19 protein-coding genes and 1 tRNA gene are annotated in these 17,031 nt (G+C 68.1%); 9 read left to right on the top strand and 11 right to left on the bottom strand.

The window, feature by feature from the left end; all coding sequences use genetic code 11:
- The first annotated feature begins 11 nt into the window (after window positions 1-11).
- Window positions 12-1,151, top strand: coding sequence for a Leu/Phe/Val dehydrogenase (locus GE300_RS06570; RefSeq protein ID WP_154445756.1), 1,140 nt, complete (start codon window positions 12-14; stop codon window positions 1,149-1,151).
- A 35-nt stretch (window positions 1,152-1,186) separates the two neighbouring features.
- Here GE300_RS06570 and GE300_RS06565 read toward each other — a convergent pair.
- Window positions 1,187-1,260 (bottom strand) — tRNA-Gln (locus GE300_RS06565).
- Between the two features lie 236 nt (window positions 1,261-1,496).
- Here GE300_RS06565 and GE300_RS06560 point away from each other — a divergent pair.
- The gene (locus GE300_RS06560; protein ID WP_154445755.1) at window positions 1,497-2,093 is read left to right on the top strand and encodes an outer membrane protein; all 597 of its coding nucleotides are present in this window, start codon (window positions 1,497-1,499) and stop codon (window positions 2,091-2,093) included.
- Between the two features lie 40 nt (window positions 2,094-2,133).
- Here GE300_RS06560 and GE300_RS06555 read toward each other — a convergent pair whose 3' ends face one another.
- On the bottom strand, window positions 2,134-2,955 hold the full coding sequence (locus tag GE300_RS06555; protein ID WP_154445754.1) for an isocitrate lyase/PEP mutase family protein: 822 nt from the start codon (window positions 2,953-2,955) through the stop codon (window positions 2,134-2,136).
- A gap of 221 nt (window positions 2,956-3,176) precedes the next feature.
- On the opposite strand from GE300_RS06555, the gene cysS reads away from it, so the two are divergent.
- The 3 genes from cysS to GE300_RS06540 all read left to right on the top strand — a co-directional run bounded on the left by cysS (window position 3,177) and on the right by GE300_RS06540 (window position 7,192).
- Window positions 3,177-4,637 carry a cysteine--tRNA ligase gene (gene cysS, locus GE300_RS06550; protein ID WP_154445753.1) on the top strand — a complete coding sequence of 487 codons (1,461 nt, stop codon included), beginning with the start codon at window positions 3,177-3,179 and terminating at the stop codon, window positions 4,635-4,637.
- Window positions 4,638-4,781: 144 nt separating this feature from the next.
- The gene (gene cimA, locus GE300_RS06545) at window positions 4,782-6,416 is read left to right on the top strand and encodes a citramalate synthase (RefSeq protein WP_154445752.1); all 1,635 of its coding nucleotides are present in this window, start codon (window positions 4,782-4,784) and stop codon (window positions 6,414-6,416) included.
- Window positions 6,413-7,192 (top strand): squalene/phytoene synthase family protein, encoded by a 780-nt coding sequence (locus tag GE300_RS06540; protein ID WP_154445751.1) that lies wholly within the window; start codon window positions 6,413-6,415, stop codon window positions 7,190-7,192. The genes cimA and GE300_RS06540 overlap by 4 nt, the downstream gene beginning before the upstream one ends.
- 181 nt (window positions 7,193-7,373) lie before the next feature.
- Here the strand turns inward: GE300_RS06540 and GE300_RS06535 are convergent, their stop codons facing one another.
- On the bottom strand, window positions 7,374-7,619 hold the full coding sequence (locus GE300_RS06535) for a hypothetical protein (RefSeq protein ID WP_233416825.1): 246 nt from the start codon (window positions 7,617-7,619) through the stop codon (window positions 7,374-7,376).
- 92 nt (window positions 7,620-7,711) lie between these two features.
- Between GE300_RS06535 and GE300_RS06530 the strand changes: the two genes are divergently transcribed.
- Window positions 7,712-8,350, top strand: coding sequence for a DNA-3-methyladenine glycosylase family protein (locus tag GE300_RS06530; protein WP_154445749.1), 639 nt, complete (start codon window positions 7,712-7,714; stop codon window positions 8,348-8,350).
- Window positions 8,347-9,009, top strand: a complete 663-nt coding sequence (locus GE300_RS06525; protein WP_154445748.1) for an alpha/beta hydrolase — start codon at window positions 8,347-8,349, stop codon at window positions 9,007-9,009. Before GE300_RS06530 ends, GE300_RS06525 begins: the two co-directional genes overlap by 4 nt.
- Here the strand turns inward: GE300_RS06525 and GE300_RS06520 are convergent.
- Window positions 8,978-9,433 carry a VOC family protein gene (locus GE300_RS06520; protein WP_154445747.1) on the bottom strand — a complete coding sequence of 152 codons (456 nt, stop codon included), beginning with the start codon at window positions 9,431-9,433 and terminating at the stop codon, window positions 8,978-8,980. The genes GE300_RS06525 and GE300_RS06520 overlap by 32 nt on opposite strands.
- 213 nt (window positions 9,434-9,646) lie before the next feature.
- Here GE300_RS06520 and GE300_RS06515 point away from each other — a divergent pair, with 213 nt between their 5' ends.
- The gene (locus GE300_RS06515; RefSeq protein ID WP_154445746.1) at window positions 9,647-10,279 is read left to right on the top strand and encodes an HNH endonuclease; all 633 of its coding nucleotides are present in this window, start codon (window positions 9,647-9,649) and stop codon (window positions 10,277-10,279) included.
- A gap of 74 nt (window positions 10,280-10,353) precedes the next feature.
- A complete protein-coding gene (locus GE300_RS06510; protein WP_154445745.1) occupies window positions 10,354-11,019 on the top strand; it encodes a D-lyxose/D-mannose family sugar isomerase in 666 nt (221 codons plus the stop codon).
- Between the two features lie 76 nt (window positions 11,020-11,095).
- Here GE300_RS06510 and GE300_RS06505 read toward each other — a convergent pair whose 3' ends face one another.
- The 7 genes from GE300_RS06505 to GE300_RS06475 all read right to left on the bottom strand — a co-directional run bounded on the left by GE300_RS06505 (window position 11,096) and on the right by GE300_RS06475 (window position 16,997).
- Window positions 11,096-11,500: a hypothetical protein gene (locus GE300_RS06505; protein WP_154445744.1), complete on the bottom strand. Its 405-nt coding sequence runs from the start codon at window positions 11,498-11,500 to the stop codon at window positions 11,096-11,098.
- Complete coding sequence (locus tag GE300_RS06500; RefSeq protein ID WP_154445743.1) at window positions 11,475-11,918, bottom strand: helix-turn-helix domain-containing protein; 444 nt, start codon at window positions 11,916-11,918, stop codon at window positions 11,475-11,477. Before GE300_RS06500 ends, GE300_RS06505 begins: the two co-directional genes overlap by 26 nt.
- A 673-nt stretch (window positions 11,919-12,591) precedes the next feature.
- Window positions 12,592-12,753: a hypothetical protein gene (locus GE300_RS06495; RefSeq protein WP_154445742.1), complete on the bottom strand. Its 162-nt coding sequence runs from the start codon at window positions 12,751-12,753 to the stop codon at window positions 12,592-12,594.
- 157 nt (window positions 12,754-12,910) lie between these two features.
- The gene (locus GE300_RS06490; protein ID WP_154445741.1) at window positions 12,911-13,963 is read right to left on the bottom strand and encodes an ABC transporter ATP-binding protein; all 1,053 of its coding nucleotides are present in this window, start codon (window positions 13,961-13,963) and stop codon (window positions 12,911-12,913) included.
- A 3-nt stretch (window positions 13,964-13,966) separates the two neighbouring features.
- Window positions 13,967-14,809: a carbohydrate ABC transporter permease gene (locus tag GE300_RS06485; protein ID WP_154445740.1), complete on the bottom strand. Its 843-nt coding sequence runs from the start codon at window positions 14,807-14,809 to the stop codon at window positions 13,967-13,969.
- Window positions 14,809-15,744, bottom strand: coding sequence for a carbohydrate ABC transporter permease (locus tag GE300_RS06480; RefSeq protein WP_154445739.1), 936 nt, complete (start codon window positions 15,742-15,744; stop codon window positions 14,809-14,811). Before GE300_RS06480 ends, GE300_RS06485 begins: the two co-directional genes overlap by 1 nt.
- Window positions 15,741-16,997: an ABC transporter substrate-binding protein gene (locus tag GE300_RS06475; RefSeq protein ID WP_154445738.1), complete on the bottom strand. Its 1,257-nt coding sequence runs from the start codon at window positions 16,995-16,997 to the stop codon at window positions 15,741-15,743. Before GE300_RS06475 ends, GE300_RS06480 begins: the two co-directional genes overlap by 4 nt.
- Between the last annotated feature and the right edge of the window lie 34 nt (window positions 16,998-17,031).

Genomic DNA, 17,031 nt, shown 5'->3' with positions numbered 1-17,031 from the left:
AGACATACCGCATGGCCCTGACCGACTTTCCCGACGACCGCGCTGCCGACGGCGCTGGCCGGCTGCAGCTGCGCGACATCACCGCCGAGGCGCGCCGGCTCGCCGCCTGGGACGGGCACGAGCGGATCGTGCTGGGCACCGACACGGGCCGCGGCCTGCGCGCCATCGTCGCGATCCACGACAGCCGCCTTGGGCCGGCGCTGGGCGGCACGCGGGTATGGCCGCACCCGACGCTCGAGGCGGCGCTGACCGACGCGCTGCGCCTGTCGCGCGGCATGACCTACAAGGCCGCCATCGCCGGGGTGCCGTTCGGCGGCGGCAAGGCGGTGATCATGGCCGACCCGGCGCGCGGCAAGACCCCGGCGATGCTCGACGCCTACGCCGAGATGCTGGCGCAGCTGCAGGACAGCTACGTCACCGCCGAGGATGTCGGGCTGACGCTGGCCGATGCCGACTACCTCAAGGCGCGGACCCCGAACGTCGTCGGCACCACCGCCGGCGGCTCGGGCAACCCGTCGCCGGTCACCGCGCACGGCGTGTTCCTCGGCCTGTGCGCCGCTGTGCGTCACCGGCTGCAGCGCGGCGATCTCTCCGGGCTGCGGGTCGCGGTGCAGGGGCTGGGCGCGGTCGGCGGCGCGCTGTGCGAGCGGCTGCACGCCGCCGGCGCCGAACTGGTCGTCGCCGACATCGATCCGGCGCGCACGCGGGCGGTGGCGACGCGCCTTGGCGCCCGCGCGGCCGATCCGCAAACCGTGCTGAGCGCGGCGGTCGACGTCGCCGCACCCTGCGCGCTGGGCGCGGTGCTGTCGCGGGCGACGATCCCGGCGTTGCGGGCGAAGGTGGTCGCCGGCGCGGCGAACAACCAGCTGGCCGAGCGCGATGACGCCGCGGCGCTTCGCGAGCGCGGCATCCTCTACGCGCCGGACTTCGTGCTCAACGCCGGCGGCCTGATCAACGTCGCCGCCGAACTGGCGCCCGGCGGCTGCGACCGCGCCGCCGTGCTGGAGCGTCTGGCGACGATACCGCAGGTGCTGTCCGAGATCTTCCGCCGCGCCGAGCGCACCGGCCGGCCGACGAATCGCATCGCCCACGCCATGGCCGAAGAGCGGCTGCGCGCCGCCGCGCCCCGCACGGCGCGGCGCGGCGCCTAGCCGCCCGGGGCGATTCGTTCCGATCTGAGGAGGGCTGGCTGGGGAACCTGGATTCGAACCAGGACCGACGGAGTCAGAGTCCGCTGTTCTACCGTTAAACTATTCCCCAACGGCTGGCGCGATCTAGACTCTCCGTCTGGCGGGCGCAACCCCCGCCGCCGCACTTCGGTGCATTTTTTTGCCGACTGTGGCCGATGCCTCGGCAGACCGCCGCCGAGACTGAGCGGGGATTTGCCGATGCAATTCATGTGACCGGTTATGTCGGCAATGTTACCCTGTTTGGGGGTGGCGTCCGGTAACGGTTCGGCTACATGAGCCTCACCCTACAACCAAGGGAGAAAGAGAATGAAACGTCATCTGATTGCACTTTCTGCAGTTTTCGCCGCCGCCACCCCCGCGTTCGCGGGCGGTCTGGCGCCGGCGCCCATCGATCAGCCGGTCATCGCGCCGGCCCCGGTCCCCGTCGCCCCGCTGGGCGTCGACTGGACCGGCCCGTATGTCGGTGCGCAGCTGGGCTACGGCTTCGGCGACGCTGACGGCACCGACTTCGACGGTGTCCTGGGCGGCGCGCAGGCCGGCTACAACTACGACCTCGGCAAATGGGTCGTCGGTGCCGAACTGGACTACAACTTCGCCAACCTCGAACTGGACGGCTCCAGCGACACGATCGACCAGATCGGCCGCCTGAAGGCGAAAGCCGGTTACGAGATCGGCAAGGCGCTGCTCTACGGTACTGCCGGTGGAGCCTACGCTGAAGCCGACGTCGGCGGCAGCACCCTCAGCGACTTCGGCTGGGTTGCCGGTGCCGGTGTCGACTACATGGTCACCGACAACATCATCGCCGGTGTCGAGTACCTGTACCACAGCTTCGACGATTTCGACGACAGCGGCGTGGACGTCGACGCCAACACCGTCGCGGCGAAAGTCTCGTTCAAGTTCTGATCCCCGGATCGGACCGTCCCGGGCCCCGTGCGGGCCCGGGTCACTGACGCGCGCCGTCCCGCAGCAGCGCGTCCACCGCGTCCCCGGCGATGCCGCCGAGGCCGGCAAACTCTCCCTTGTCGAACATCGCCCGCGCCGTCTCGGCGATTACCCGGTGCGTGGCCCGCGCCAGCGCCGAGCCCAGCGAGATACGCGCCACTCCGGCGGCGGCGAACTCGGCGCGCGTGCGGCGCGCGAAGCTGCCCGCCGCCAGCGCGTTCACCGGCACCGGCACCGCCCGGCACAGCGCCGCCAGCGCCGCCATGTCCGGCGGCAGCGGCACGTAGACCGCGTCGGCGCCGGCCGCGGCGAAGGCCAGCGCGCGCACCTGCGCCTCGTCCATGCCGTAGGCGCCGGTCATCACCCCGTCGGCGCGCGCCAGCAGCACGAAGTCGCGGGGCAGGGCGCGGGCGGCGGCGGCGGCGGCGCGGATCCGCTCGACCGCGTCGGCACGGTCATAGGCGCCGCTGCCGGGCAGGTCGGTGTCCTCGATCGAGCATCCCGCCAGACCCGCCGCGCAGGCCAGGCGCACGGTCTCGGCCACCACCTCCGGCGCGGCGCCATAGCCGTTCTCCAGATCCCCCGACACCGGCAGCGGCGTCGCCGTCACCAGCGCCTCGGCATGGGCCAGCGCCTCGTCGCGGCTGACGTGGCCCATGTCGGGCCGGCCCAGGGTGAAGGCGTGCCCGGCCGAGGTGGTGCCGATCGCCTCCGCCCCCAGCGCCGCCAGCATCCGCGCCGAGCCGGCGTCCCAGGCGTTGGCCAGGATGAACGGATCGCCCGGGCGGTGAAGGGCGCGGAAGGCGGGGCCGGGATCGTGCATGGCGGCTCTCCTGATTGCTGCCGGCAGCCTGCGCCCGGCACCGGGCGATTACAACTTGCGTTTCGGCGCCCATAGGGGCATGGTCCCGGCCCATGACGAGCCGCGCCCGCACCATCGCCGAGATCTGCATTATCCGCTGACATCCGTCCGCGGCGCGTCGTCCTTTTCTTCCCGAAGACTGGCAGGCCGCCGCGGGCCCGAACCCGCCCGGACCCCGCGCCATGACCGAGATCCAGCTTCACAACACGCTGACCCGCCGCAAGGAGGCGTTCCGCCCGCTCGACCCGGCGAACGTGCGGCTCTACCAGTGCGGGCCGACGGTCTACGACCGCGCGCACCTGGGCAATGCGCGCCCGGTGGTGGTCTACGACGTACTCTACCGCCTGCTGCGGCAGGCTTACGGCGCGGGCCATGTGACCTTCGTGCGCAACTTCACCGACGTCGACGACAAGATCAACGCGCGGGCGCGCGAGATGCAGGCGGCGGGCGATGCGCGGCCGCTGACCGCGATCGTGCGCGCGCTGACCGACCAGACGATCGGCTGGTATCACGACGACATGGACGCGCTGGGCGCGCTGCGGCCGACGCACGAGCCGCGCGCCACCGACTACATCGGCCAGATGGTCGCGATGATCGGGGAGCTGATCGCGCAGGGCTGCGCCTATGCGGCCGAAGGGCACGTGCTGTTCGAGGTTTCCAAATACCCCGGCTACGGGCGGCTCTCGGGCCGCAGCCTCGACGACATGATCGCCGGCGCGCGGGTCGAGGTCGCGCCCTACAAGCGCGATCCGATGGACTTCGTGCTGTGGAAACCCTCGGACGACGAGACCCCGGGCTGGGACAGCCCCTGGGGCCGCGGCCGGCCCGGCTGGCACATCGAATGCTCGGCGATGGCGCGCGCGATCCTGGGCGAGAGCTTCGACATCCACGCCGGCGGCATCGATCTGCAGTTTCCGCACCACGAGAACGAAATCGCCCAGTCCACCTGCGCCTGCGGCGACGGCACCTTCGCGCGCACCTGGCTGCACAACGAGATGCTGCAGGTCGAGGGCAGGAAGATGTCGAAGAGCCTGGGCAACTTCTTCACCGTCCGCGACCTGCTGGACCAGGACATCCCGGGCGAGGTGATCCGCTTCGTGCTGCTTATGACGCACTATCGTAAGCCCATGGATTGGACTAACGAAAAGGCGCAAATTGCCCGAAATCACCTAAAGCGCTGGTGGTCGCTAGTTGGGCCGCCCGAAAGTCACAATAGGAATGTGGCCGCCCCGCAAGAAGTGATCAAACACTTGGCCAATGACCTCGATACGCCAGGTGCTATGGGAGTCCTGTTCGAACTTGAAAAAGCGGGACGTATAGACGAACTGGTTTGCGGCGCGAACCTGCTCGGCCTGCTAGCGCACCAGGCAGATTATGATGCTCTCTTTGATCTGCCGTGGCTTTCCAGCGATGCTCGCGATGCGATCTATGAGGCGGTTTTCAAGTGGAGTGAAGAGAGAAGCCGGCGGAACTATGAGGCGGCCGATAAAATTCGTTCCGTGCTGCACAGCTTGGGAGTTCAGCCACTATCGAATGATCCTAACGGAGAGACTTGGAAGTTTACAAACCCGGACTTTGCGACCGATGAAGCAAATGATCGTATCATTCGCGAGATCAACGAAGCTCTAAGCGAATGGGAGTAGTGGTATCAATATCTTGCCTAGTGCTTCACTTCGATCCGGCCAAGCTCGAGGCGCTGCAATGAGCCCCCCTTCCACCGTCTCCAAATATCCCCGCCGGAGGCATCCGACGCCTGCCCCGTGCGCCTGCTTCCGAAAGGCCGCGCCATGACCCGCGAACGCCTGTACCTCTTCGACACCACGCTGCGCGACGGCCAGCAGACCCAGGGCGTCGACTTCTCGCTCGAGGACAAGACCCGCATCGCCAAGGCCCTGGACGCGCTGGGGCTCGACTATATCGAGGGCGGCTGGCCCGGCGCGAACCCCACCGACAGCGACTTCTTCGCCCAGGCGCCGCGGACCCGCGCCACCTTCACCGCCTTCGGCATGACCAAGCGCGCCGGCCGGTCGGCCGCCAACGACGAGGTGTTGGCGGCGGTGATGAACGCCGGCACGCCCGCGGTCTGCCTGGTCGGCAAGACCCACGACTTCCACGTCGAGACCGCGCTGGGCATCGGCCTGGACGAGAACCTCGAGAACATCCGCGCCTCGATCGCCCATATCGTCGCCGAGGGCCGCGAGGCGCTGTTCGACGCCGAGCATTTCTTCGACGGCCTCAGGGCCAACCCGGACTACGCGCTGGCCTGCGTCAAGGCCGCCTTCGAGGCCGGCGCGCGCTGGGTGGTGCTGTGCGACACCAATGGCGGCGCGCTGCCGCACGACGTGCGCAAGGGCGTCATGCAGGTGATCGAGGCCGGCGTGCCCGGCGAGCGCCTCGGCATCCACACCCACAACGACACCGAGAACGCGGTCGCCAACTCGCTGGTCGCCGTCGCCGCCGGGGCGCGGCAGGTCCAGGGCACGCTCAACGGACTGGGCGAGCGCTGCGGCAACGCCAACCTCGTTTCGCTGATCCCGACGCTGCTGCTGAAGGAGCCCTACGCCAGCCGGTTCGAGATCGGCGTCGATGCGGCGGCGCTGGCCAGCCTGACCCGCACCTCGCGGCTGCTGGACGACATCCTGAACCGGGTGCCGAACCGCGCCGCGCCCTATGTCGGCGCCTCCGCGTTCACCCACAAGGCCGGGCTGCACGCCTCGGCGATCCTGAAGGACCCGACCACCTACGAGCACATCCCGCCCGAGCGGGTCGGCAACGTGCGCAACGTGCCGATGTCGAACCAGGCCGGGCAGTCCAACCTGCGCGAGCGGCTCGAGGCCGCCGGGCTGCCGGTCGCGAAGGGCGATCCGCGCCTCGCCGCGATCCTGACCGACGTGAAGCAGCGCGAGGACCGCGGCTACGCCTACGACAGCGCCGAGGCCTCGTTCGATCTGGTCGCCCGCCGCCACCTCGGCCAGCTGCCGCGCTTCTTCGAGGTCGAGCGCTACCGCGTCACCGTCGACCGCCGCTACAACGCCCTGCACGAGATGATCACCGTCTCCGAGGCGGTGGTGGTGGTCAACATCGGCGACGAGCGGCTGATGTCGGTGTCGGACTCGGTCGACGAGACCGGCTCGGACCAGGGCCCGGTGAACGCGCTGTCGCGGGCGCTGGCCAAGGATCTCGGCCCGTACCAGGCGGCGATCGAGGACCTGCACCTGGTCGACTTCCGGGTGCGCATCACCAACGGCGGCACCGAGGCGGTGACCCGCGTGCTGGTCGACAGCGAGGACGCGCAGGGCCGCCGTTGGTCCACCGTCGGCGTTTCGGCCAACATCGTCGACGCCTCGTTCCAGGCGCTGGTTGATGCGATCACCTGGAAGCTGATCCGCGACGGCGTGCAGCCGGTGGCCGCGCCGCGATGAGCCTCGATCTCTGCGCGCAGCATGTCGCGCGCGCCGACTCGGACCGCTTCGCCGCGGCGATGACCGCGCCGCCCGACCGGCGCGGCGCGCTGCTGGCGCTTTATGCCTTCAACCTCGAGGTCGCCCGCGCCCCCTGGGTCACCGCCGAGCCGACGATCGCCGCCATGCGCCTGCAGTGGTGGACCGACGCCATCGCCGAGATCTACGAGGGCCGGCCGCCGCGCCGGCACGAGGTGGTCACGCCGCTGGCCGAGGCGATCGCCACGCACGACCTGCCGCGCGCGCCGTTCGACGCAGCGATCGCCGCGCGGCACCGCGACATCGCGCCCGAACCGCACGCGGACGACGACGCGCTCTGGGCCTGGCTGGATGCGACCGGCGGCGGGCTGACCTGGCTCGCGGCCCGGGCGCTGGGCGCGGACCCCGGCCTGCAGCCGCTTGCGCGCGCTCACGGCACCGCCGCCGCCGCCGCCAGCCTGATCGCCGCGCTGCCGGCGCTGATCGCCGCCCACGCCCAGCCGCTGCCGCCGCCGGGCGGCGCGGACGCGGTGCGAGCCTTGGCCGACAAGGCGCTGGAAACGCTGAAACATACGCGTAGCCAGCGCGGCACGGTGCCGGCGGCGGTACGGCCCGCCTTCCTCGCCGGCTGGCAGGCCGGCGCGACCCTCAGGGCCGCCCGCAACCGGCCCGAGGCGGTCCTGAAGGCGCCGCCCGCGCGCTCGGAATTCCGCCGCCGCGCGACGCTGCTATGGGCCGCGACCACCGGCCGCTGGTAGCTCGGGCCGAGCGCCGCACCGGGGCGAGCGCCAGCTGCGCGCCCCCTGACAGCGCGACCACGCCGGCGCAGCCCGGCAGCCGCAGCCCGGCAGCAGCAGGCCGGCAGCTGCAGGCCGGCGGCGATGGTCCGCCCGGCGCCGAACCGGGCGATCAGATGACCGGTGAAGAACGACGGCACGATCATCGCCAGCACATGCGCCGGGACCGCGCCGGCGCGCCGAACCCCGTGCCCATGATGAAGCCGAACTGCCGCCCGCGCCGCTGCATCGGCGCCGACGCCGCGGGGGCGGCGATCATCGTCGCCAGCATCGTCACCGAAGTCGGCAGCGCGGCCCGGCATTTTCTCGGGGCTCGGCAGTTGCCCGGACAGCCCGCCAGCACGAAATGCATCGGCATCTGCGCGCCCGGCACCGTCTGCGCGCCCACCAGTACGGCGACATTGCGCCGGGCGCGGCGATCTGATTGGCTCGGTCTCAATTCTTCGAACAATGCCCCTTGTCGTAAAGTTCCGCGCGCCGATGTCCGTCCCGCCCCGCATCCTGACCTGCGACGCCGAGGTCGCCCGCGGCGTCGCCTGGCTGGCGGCGCGCGAGCCGGCGCTGGCGCGCGCCGCCGAAATCGCCGGCCCGGTGCGCATCCGGCGCCGCGCCGGCGGCTTCGGCGCGCTGTTCTCGGCGATCGTCTCGCAGCAGGTCTCGGTGGCGTCGGCCGACGCGGTCTGGGCGCGGCTGTGCGACGCGGCGCTGATCACGCCGGGCGCGGTGTCGGCAGGGGGCGAGGCCGCGCTGCGGGCCTGCGGCCTATCGCGGCAGAAGATCCGCTACGCGCTGGCGCTGGCCGGCAGCGGCCTCGACTTCGAGACGCTGCACGGCCTGCCCGACGCGCAGATGGTGGCCGAGCTGACCCGCGTGCCCGGCATCGGCACCTGGACCGCCGAGATCTACGGCATGTTCTCGCTCGGCCGTCCGGACCTGTTCGCGGCGGGCGATCTGGCCCTGCAGGAGGCCGCCCGCAGCGCCTTCGGGCTCGACGCGCGGCCGTCCGAGAAGGCCCTGCGCGCGATGGCCGCGGACTGGTCGCCCTGGCGCACCGTTGCAGCCACGCTGCTTTGGCAATACTACGCGGCCCTCAGGCAACGCGAAGGAGTACGGACATGACGTTGAACGGGCCGGAACGGCGCGCGGTCTCGGGGCAGGCCGGCTCGCTGGTGATCTTCCTGCACGGCTACGGCGCCGACGGCAACGACCTGATCGGGCTGGCCGAACCGCTGGCCGAGCATCTGCCCGACACCATGTTCCTCGCGCCCGACGCGCCGCAGCCCTGCGTCGCCAATCCGTTCGGCCGGCAGTGGTTCCCGATCCCCTATCTCGACGGCTCGTCCCAGGAGCAGGCGATGAGCGGCATGGCGGCCTCGGTCTCGGCGCTGAACGACTGGCTGGACGCGGCCGAGCGGCGCACCGGCATCGGCCCCGAGCGCACGGTGCTGGTCGGCTTCTCGCAGGGCACGATGATGGCCCTGCACGTCGCCCCGCGCCGCGCCCGCGCGCTCGCCGGCGTGGTCGGCTTCTCCGGCCGGCTGCTGGCGCCCGAGCGGCTGGCGCCGGACGCCAGGACGCACCCGCCGGTGCTTCTGATCCACGGCGATCTCGACGAGGTGGTGCCGCCCTCCAGCCTGCCCGAGGCCGCCGAGGCGCTGCGCGCCGCCGGGTTCGAGGTCGGCACCCATGTCTCCAAAGGCATGGCGCACGGCATCGCCCCCGACGGTCTGGGCCTGGCGCTGGAGTTCATCCGGCGGGTGCTGCCGGCGGCAGGGTGATGCCCCACAGCCGCGGCTCGGCGAACTCGACCGAGTTGCCGGCCGGGTCGCGCACGTAGATCGAGCGCGCGCCGTTCGGCCATTCGAAATCGTCCTCGATGGCGACGCCGGCGGCCTGCAGATGTGCGCGCCAGCGGTCCAGCGCGTCGCCCGTGGCGGCGAAGCAGACATGCCCCGGCCCCTCGGCGCCATGCGCCAGATGGCCGGGCCGCGCCGGGTCGCCCGAGACCCGCGTCGCCGCCGCCCGGAACACCAGCAGCATCCCCGTGGGCAGCCGGAAAAACACGTGCCGGCCGGGCTTTGCGACCAGAACCTCGAGTCCCAGCAGATCCCGGTAGAACCGCGTCGCGGCGTCCAGATCGTCGGCATAGATCCCGGTCTCCAGGATGCCGGGGCACGGCGGGGGCTTGGTCTCGGTGCTCATGCGGCGCAGTATAGCAAGCGGGCCGTGGTCGCGCACGGCGTCACGAAACCGTCAGCGGCCCCGCCTATGGTGCCGGCAACAGTCGGCCACCCGCATCATCTGGGGGCTTGCGCGGCGTCCGGGCCGAGATATAGTCAGACTATCAGGGACGGGCGCGTCCCGTCCGCCGCAGCGTCTGATCGGGGCACGGGCAGGACAGGGAAACGACTCGCCATGCAGACCACCAACCACGCGGCCAGCCACACGGCCGGCCGGACGGGGGCCACACCGGGGGCCACACCGGAGTTCATCCGACAACCGGCGGGGGCCCGCGACCACCCGGCGCTGGTGCTGAACGCCGACTTCCGCCCGCTCAGCTACCTGCCGCTGTCGCTGTGGCCCTGGCAGGAGGCGGTGAAGGCCGCCTTCCTCGACCGCGTGACGGTGATCTCGGAATACGAGCAGGTGGTGCGCTCGCCGTCGATGACGCTGCGCATCCCCTCGGTGGTGGTGCTCAAGGACTTCGTGCGCCCCGCGCGCACCGCCGCCTTCACCCGCTTCAACCTGTTCCTGCGCGACGAGTTCCGCTGCCAGTACTGCGGCGCGCGCGGCGAGATGACCTTCGACCACGTGATCCCCCGCGCCCGCGGCGGCCGCACCACGTGGGAGAACGTGGTCGCCGCCTGCGGCCCCTGCAACCTGCGCAAGGGCGCGCGCACGCTGCGCCAGGCCCACATGTCGCTGCGCAAGCCCCCGCGCGAGCCGCGCCCCGGAGAGCTGCAGAACACCGGCCGCAAGTTCCCGCCGAACCACCTGCACGAAAGCTGGATGGACTACCTCTACTGGGATGCCGAGCTGGAGGCCTGATCGCACTGGCGTCCGCCGCCGCGCTCTCGTAAAACCGGGCCAGCACCCCCAGGTCACGCGAAGGACGCAGCCCCATGAAACGCTCGCAGATCAACCGGATCCTCACCGAGGGCGATGCCTTCATCCGCAGCTTCGGCCACATCCTGCCGCCGTTCGCCTACTGGACGCCCGAGCAGATCCGCGCCGACGACGCCGGGATGATCCGCGAGCGCGGGCTGGGCTGGGACATCACCGATTACGGCCAGGGCCGCTTCGACGAGATGGGGCTGTTCCTGTTCACCACCCGCAACGGCACGCTGGGCGATCTGGGCAAGGGCAAAGGCATGCTCTACGCCGAGAAGATCATGATCTCGCGCCGGCACCAGCTGTCGCCGATGCACCGCCACGACATCAAGGCCGAGGACATCATCAACCGCGGCGGCGCCGACCTGATCATCGAGCTTTACGCCCCGGCCGGGGACGGCGGCATCGACCGCCAGTCCGACGTGACCGTGCCCTGCGACGGCGTGCCGAGGACAGTGCAGGCGGGCGGGCGGATCAAGCTGAAACCCGGCGAATCCGTCACCCTGATGCCCGGCATCTGGCACGCCTTCTGGCCCGAGGACGGCGACACCCTGATCGGCGAGGTCTCGACGGTGAACGACGACAAGACCGACAACGTGTTCGAACAGCCCATCGGCCGGTTCGCCGACGTCGAGGAAGACGAGGCGGCGGTCCGGTTGCTGGTGTCGGATTATTGAGGGGGTGTATGTATTGCGATCTGATTTGATTGAAGTCTTGAAGATCTGATCGTCTGATGAAGACATTTCCGCGATGTTACTCTTTGGCGGGGGGCTGTGGTTCTCTAACCAACAGTTCGCCAGCGTCTATGTTCTTCCCGGAAATATAAAGTTGTGCCTTGATGAGACCTGCCTCCTTTACCACCGCGGGAATTCCTGCGGCGAACAACGATGTGGGGACATTAGGATCACTGATATCAACTTCGCCTGGCCACTCAAATTTGTGCCCGCCAGGGAAGTCTATTTCTACTTTAAACGGATGATTTCCTGATGAAATTCCAAAAAATTTGGTCCAAATACTTAGTGAAAACCGTGAGGGAAGTGTGCTAGGGATCATGTCTTCGACATACACACCTATCAAGATAGCCTTCCCGGTGTCTTCCCGGCGGATATCGTCGCAAAAAACAGTAGTTGCGCTAATTTGCAACTCTAACCCTTTCATTCCGAGGTGCGCCAGATATTGTAGATGCGGTGTTTGGCGCGCTATGCAGCGTAACTCTGTTAGATAGCGTGCTGCGAGAAATTGGCGTGGTTATATTATTGTTATGTGGTGCTGAAGTGATTGCGGGGGAGTTTGCGCCTGCGCCAGCAGGCTCTTCTACCTTGGTAAAAGTAATATCCGGACGGAGTCCAAGCGCCCAGGATAAATCACCAATGGTTTTCAGTGTCAGATTTCCTCGCCCATTCAATATTCTAGAAAGGGTCGATTTATCAATTTCCATAAGAGCGGCGATCTCCGATTGGGTTAATTTGCGTTCCTTTCTAGCCTGTGTTACAGCATTCAAAAGCGCGCGGTTCACACGGCTCTTGAACCGACCCGTCATTTTTTCTTTGGCACTGATATTTAGGCTAAAGGACATCACTAAGTTTCCCGTTAATAAACGCAGGTTCGTCTAAACCAAGGGTAGCTCGATCTTTAACGCATTGATCCCGGTACCCCGGATACAGATTGTATCGCTTGCAGCGATCTGCTTGGTCGACAGCAGAAATAACGAAGATACCTTTACGCCAGAACCACCCAAAGAAACGTAAATCCGCAGTTCGCAGTTCCCAAACTCCGCGTTCTGCGGGGCACATCACGTGTGGAGGCCATTCATTCGCAAGGTCGTCTCCAGATATAAACGCATAGAACAGGTCATCGGCTTGTTGCAGCGGTGATGGAGCATTCTCATAAAAGCCATCCGCCTCGAGCCGCTCTAGATTCGCTTGCATCCAAGCTACGCATCGCGGAACCGCAAAAAGTAATCTTTCTTCCTGTTCATGGGCCTCAAGGACGCCTACGATTTTCTGGAGTAACCCGCTAACAGCAGCGTCTCTCGGGGTTGGCATATATGTCAATCTCAAATCATCTTCAAATCACAATTTTGCATCTGCGATGAAATCTCACAACCCTGAGTTTTCGGCGTGGGGAGGCCGCGTTCTACAGCTTGCGTCAGTTTTGGCGCTGGAAGTTCCTAGTTTACACTCAATGAAGGTGTAGAATATATTGAAAACAATGAGTTAAGGGGGTTTTCACGGTGAAACCCCCCGTTTTCATGCCTTCATGGTGCGTCTCAGGCCGCCGTTCTGGCGCGTCGCCGCCGGCAGCCGGATCGGCACCAGCCCGGCCGAGAGGCCGGGCGGCAGCTGCCGGCTGATCGGCCTCGACCGGCTGGACGACGGCGACGCCGAGGCCGTGGTCGGCTGCGACCTCATCGACCGCGCACCGGTGACGCGCGCCATCGGCAAGGTCCCCGATGCGGCAGACGGGCCCATCGCCGTGCTCGTTCACCGTGCTGTTCCTCGGCGGCCTGGTCATGCGTCGTGCCGCTTTCCGACGAGCGAGCGTCTCCGGATCGATCCCGTTTCGAGGTCAGTGCATGGGCGGCAGGCGTCTGCCAGCCGCGTCGAACAGGTGGATGCGCTCCCGGATCAGCCGCAATCCGAGCCGGTCGCCCGGGCGCAGGTCGACATTGCCGTGCACCCGCGCCAGCAACGGCCCGATGCCCTCGGCCTCGGTGAAGACGTTCGTGTCCGAACCGAGCCGCTCGATCACCAGCGCCTGCGCCGTTATTTCGCCGTCCGCAGGGGCCACGACCGCAAGATGCTCGGGCCGGATGCCGAGCTGCGCCGCAGGGGCCGGTCCGAGCAGCCGCACGCCGTTGCCCAGACGCAGGCCGTCCGCGTCGGCGACGAGGTCGAGCAGGTTCATGGTGGGCGAGCCGATGAACTGCGCGACGAACCGGTTGGCGGGGCGGTCGTAGAGTTCCAGCGGGTTGCCGACCTGCTGGATCACGCCGCCGTTCATCACCACGATCCGGTCGGCAAGGGTCATCGCCTCGACCTGGTCGTGGGTGACGTAGACCGTGGTCGTGCCGAGCCGCTGGTGCAGCCGGGCGATCTCGAGCCGCATCTCGACCCGGAGCGCGGCGTCGAGGTTGGACAGCGGCTCGTCGAACAGGAAGGCTTGCGGGTCGCGCACGATGGCGCGGCCCATGGCGACCCGTTGCCGTTGACCGCCCGAAAGCGCCTTGGGAAAGCGCTCGAGCAGCCGGTCGAGCCCGAGCGTGCGCGCCGCCGCGGCGACCGGCCCCGCGCGCTCGGCCGCGGGGCGGCGGCGGATCTCCATCGAGAAACCCATGTTGCGGCCCACCGACATGTGCGGGTAGAGCGCGTAGCTCTGGAATACCATGGCGATGTCGCGGTCGCGCGGCGGCACCTCGTTCATCCGCCGGCCGCCGATCCGGAATTCGCCGCCGGTGATCGGCTCCAGCCCGGCGATCATCCGCAGCAGCGTGGACTTGCCGCAGCCCGACGGGCCGACCAGGACGACGAACTCTCCGTCGTCGATGGTCAGGTCGATGTCGTGCAGCACCTCCAGCCCGCCATAGGACTTGCGCAGCGCTCTCATCTCCATTCCGGCCATGGCCTATCCCTTCACGGCGCCAGAGGTGAGCCCCTGGACAAGGTAGCGCTGGATGAACAGGAAGAAGAGGCAGGACGGCACCAGCGCCAGAACCCCCGCGGCCATCATCTGCCCCCAGTCGACCGAGAACTTCGACACGAAGGTCAGCAGGCCGACCGGGAAGGTCATCGCGTCGTTCGAGTTGATCAGCATCAGCGCGAAGAGCAATTCGGACCAGGCGGCGGTGAAGACGAAGCCGAGCGTCGCTCCCAGACCGGGCAGGGTGAGCGGCAGGATCACCACCCGGAGCGCCTGCAGCCGGGTGCAGCCGTCGATCATCGCCGCCTCCTCCAGGTCGCGCGGTATGCCGTCGAAGAAGCTCTGCATCAGAAAGGTCGCGAAGGGGATGTTGAACGCGGTGTAGACCACGATCAGCGACGTCAGCGAGTTCAGCAGCCCGATCGCCGCGACCAGCTTGTAGATCGGCGCGATGATCATCAGCAGCGGGAACATCTGGGTCAGCAGCATCAGCGCCACCACCCAGCGCTTGCCGCGGAACGTGAAGCGCGAGAAGGCGTAGCCGGCGGCGGCGGCGATCAGCGTGGTCGCGGCCGCGGTGCTGAGCGATACGGTCACCGAGTTGCGGAAATAGGCCATGAAGTCGGACTGGAAGATCACGGTGCGGAAGTTGTCCAGCGTCAGTTCCGAGGGCCAGAGCGCGGTGCCGTCGCTGAAGATCAGCGTGTCCGGCGTCAGCGCGATCTTCAATAGCCAGTAGAGCGGGAACAGCGCGAACGCGACATAGGCCGCGATGGCGGCATATTTGCCGGCGACCAGCGCCGGCGGGGTGCGGCGAAGCGCGGCCATCAGACCCTCACCAGCTTTTCGCGGACCACCAGCAGGATCACCGCGTACACCATCAGGACCCCGAGCAGCGCCACCGCGATCGCCGAGGCATAGCCGAAGTCGAGCTTGCGGAACGCGGTGGTGAAGACGTAGGTGGCAAGGATCTGGGTCGAGTTCGCCGGACCGCCGCCGGTCATCACGAAGATCAGGTCGGCGAAATTGGCGATCCAGATGGCCCGCAGCATCACCGTGATCGCGATCATCGGCCCCAGGAAGGGCAGGGTGATCTTGGTGAAGCACTGCCAGGGCGAGGCACCGTCGATCTCGGCGGCCTCGTATAGTTCCGACGGGATCGACTGCAGCGCCGCAAGCAGGGTGATGGCGAAGAACGGCACGCCGTACCAGACATTGGCCAGCACCGGACCCCAGAGCGCGGTGTCGGGGTTCGCGAGGATGTTGTAGGGCTCGGAGAGCAGGCCGACTGCCGCGGCCCAGTGCGGCAGCGGGCCGATCACCGGGTTGAACAGCCAGGACCAGGTCAGCGCGGTCAGGAAGGTCGGAACCGCCCAGGGCAGGAACACCAGCGCCTGCACCAGGCGCTTGCCGTGGAACCGGGTCGAGAGCAGCAGCGCCAGTCCGAGCCCGAGCAGGAACTGCAGCGTCACCGAACCGAAGGTCCACCAGAACGTGTTGGTCAGCGCGGTCCAGAACCGGCCGTCGCCGGCCAGGGCCTCGAAGTTCTCGAGGCCGATGAACCCGGCGTCGAACGGGCGCAGCAGGTTGATCGACTGGAAGGCGTAGGAGATGCCGATTGCCAGCGGGATCAGCATGACGAAGCAGATCAGCAGCAGCGCCGGCGACAGGTAGAGGTAGGGCTCGACCGCGTAGCGCAGCCAGGCCCGGGCGAGGCGCGCCCGGGGCATCCCGGGCGCACGCTCTTCCTGGGTCGCGCTCATTGCGCGGCTTGCCACTTCTCGTATTCGTCGGTCAGCAGATCGGCCCATTGGTCGGCCATCTCCTGCGCCGTGATCTCGCCCAGCAGTGCCTGCTGCGAGGTTTCGAGCGCGACGCTGTCGGCGAAGTAGCCGAAGCCTTCGAGGTAGGTCGGCATGATGGTCGGAACGTAGGCCGGGTCGTTGAGTTCCTGGAACCAGCCGGCGAACTGCTCGGTCTGGAAGTATGGGTCCTGGTCGGCGCCCTCGTGGATCGGGATCACGCCGACGCGCTTGGCCCAGGTCTCGTTCTGCTCGGGGGCCGAGAGGTGGGCGATCAGCCCCCAGGCGGCGTCCGGATCCTCGGTGCTTTCGAAGGCGGCCCACCCGGCGTAGCCGATGGTGGGGAAGGCCTTGCCCGACGGGCCGACCGGCATCGGCGCGACCGCGAAACTGTCCGGGTCCATGCGCTCGGCGACGGCGATGAGCGCGTCGGGATCCTGGTCGAGGAAGGCGCAGGTGCCCGAATAGAACCCCGCCACGATCTCGTTGAAGCCCCAGCCGACGCTGTCGCGCGGCGCATAGCCGTTCTGATACATGTCGATCAGGAACTGCATGCCCGCGACCGAGCCCGGCTCGTTCAGCCGGCTCTTTCCGTCCTCGGTGAAGAACTCGTTGGTGCCGTTCATCGTGGCGGCCATCATGATCCAGCCGTTCAGGCCGCCGGGCCCGCCGCGCAGGCAGTAACCGGACTTGCCGTCGAGTTCCGAGACCGCGGCGGCGGCCTGCATGAACTCTTCCATCGTCTCCGGCGGGCCGTCGACCCCTGCCTCGGCAAGCAGGTCCTTGTTGTAGAACATGGCGCGCAGGTAGAACCCGTAGGGGATTTCGCGCATCCGGCCGTCAGCGGTCTGGCTGCCCATCGCGACGGTCTTGTCGGTCAGCGTGTCGCCGTACTCCCAGTTCGCCACGCGGTCGGTCAGGTCCATGAGCTGACCGCTGCCCGAATAGAGGGCAAGCCAGCGGTCGGGCATCTCGACAACGTCCGGCACGTCGCCGCCCGCCACCATGGTCGCCAGCTTCTCGAAGGCCTGGCCCCAGGGCAGCGATACGATCTCGACGCTGTTGCCGGTCTCGGCCTCCCAGGCCGACACCATCTTCTGCAGCGTCTCGGTGCGCTCGGGCGATGTAATCACCTCGACCAGCTTGAGTTCCGCTGCGCCGGCCGCGCCTGCGGCCAACATCGCCAGCGCCGAAGCGCCCAGCAGCTTTTTCATGTCGTCTCCTCCCTTTGTTGTCATTGCGCGACCG

It is taken from the genome of Halovulum marinum (assembly GCF_009697225.1).
Taxonomy (GTDB): domain Bacteria; phylum Pseudomonadota; class Alphaproteobacteria; order Rhodobacterales; family Rhodobacteraceae; genus Halovulum; species Halovulum marinum.
This window is presented reverse-complemented; position numbering and strand designations above follow the sequence as displayed.

Bases quoted from the DNA above. Each gene is read 5' to 3' on its own strand.
- GE300_RS06555 (WP_154445754.1), bottom strand. From the start codon at position 2,955: ATGCACGATCCCGGCCCCGCCTTCCGCGCCCTTCACCGCCCGGGCGAT.
- GE300_RS06495 (WP_154445742.1), bottom strand. From the start codon at position 12,753: ATGAGGTCGCAGCCGACCACGGCCTCGGCGTCGCCGTCGTCCAGCCGG.
- GE300_RS06530 (WP_154445749.1), top strand. From the start codon at position 7,712: ATGTCCGTCCCGCCCCGCATCCTGACCTGCGACGCCGAGGTCGCCCGC.
- GE300_RS06560 (WP_154445755.1), top strand. From the start codon at position 1,497: ATGAAACGTCATCTGATTGCACTTTCTGCAGTTTTCGCCGCCGCCACC.
- GE300_RS06515 (WP_154445746.1), top strand. From the start codon at position 9,647: ATGCAGACCACCAACCACGCGGCCAGCCACACGGCCGGCCGGACGGGG.
- GE300_RS06510 (WP_154445745.1), top strand. From the start codon at position 10,354: ATGAAACGCTCGCAGATCAACCGGATCCTCACCGAGGGCGATGCCTTC.
- GE300_RS06520 (WP_154445747.1), bottom strand. From the start codon at position 9,433: ATGAGCACCGAGACCAAGCCCCCGCCGTGCCCCGGCATCCTGGAGACC.
- GE300_RS06500 (WP_154445743.1), bottom strand. From the start codon at position 11,918: ATGTCCTTTAGCCTAAATATCAGTGCCAAAGAAAAAATGACGGGTCGG.
- GE300_RS06485 (WP_154445740.1), bottom strand. From the start codon at position 14,809: ATGGCCGCGCTTCGCCGCACCCCGCCGGCGCTGGTCGCCGGCAAATAT.
- GE300_RS06480 (WP_154445739.1), bottom strand. From the start codon at position 15,744: ATGAGCGCGACCCAGGAAGAGCGTGCGCCCGGGATGCCCCGGGCGCGC.
- cimA (WP_154445752.1), top strand. From the start codon at position 4,782: ATGACCCGCGAACGCCTGTACCTCTTCGACACCACGCTGCGCGACGGC.
- GE300_RS06505 (WP_154445744.1), bottom strand. From the start codon at position 11,500: ATGAAAGGGTTAGAGTTGCAAATTAGCGCAACTACTGTTTTTTGCGAC.
- GE300_RS06490 (WP_154445741.1), bottom strand. From the start codon at position 13,963: ATGGCCGGAATGGAGATGAGAGCGCTGCGCAAGTCCTATGGCGGGCTG.
- GE300_RS06525 (WP_154445748.1), top strand. From the start codon at position 8,347: ATGACGTTGAACGGGCCGGAACGGCGCGCGGTCTCGGGGCAGGCCGGC.
- GE300_RS06475 (WP_154445738.1), bottom strand. From the start codon at position 16,997: ATGAAAAAGCTGCTGGGCGCTTCGGCGCTGGCGATGTTGGCCGCAGGC.
- cysS (WP_154445753.1), top strand. From the start codon at position 3,177: ATGACCGAGATCCAGCTTCACAACACGCTGACCCGCCGCAAGGAGGCG.
- GE300_RS06540 (WP_154445751.1), top strand. From the start codon at position 6,413: ATGAGCCTCGATCTCTGCGCGCAGCATGTCGCGCGCGCCGACTCGGAC.
- GE300_RS06570 (WP_154445756.1), top strand. From the start codon at position 12: ATGGCCCTGACCGACTTTCCCGACGACCGCGCTGCCGACGGCGCTGGC.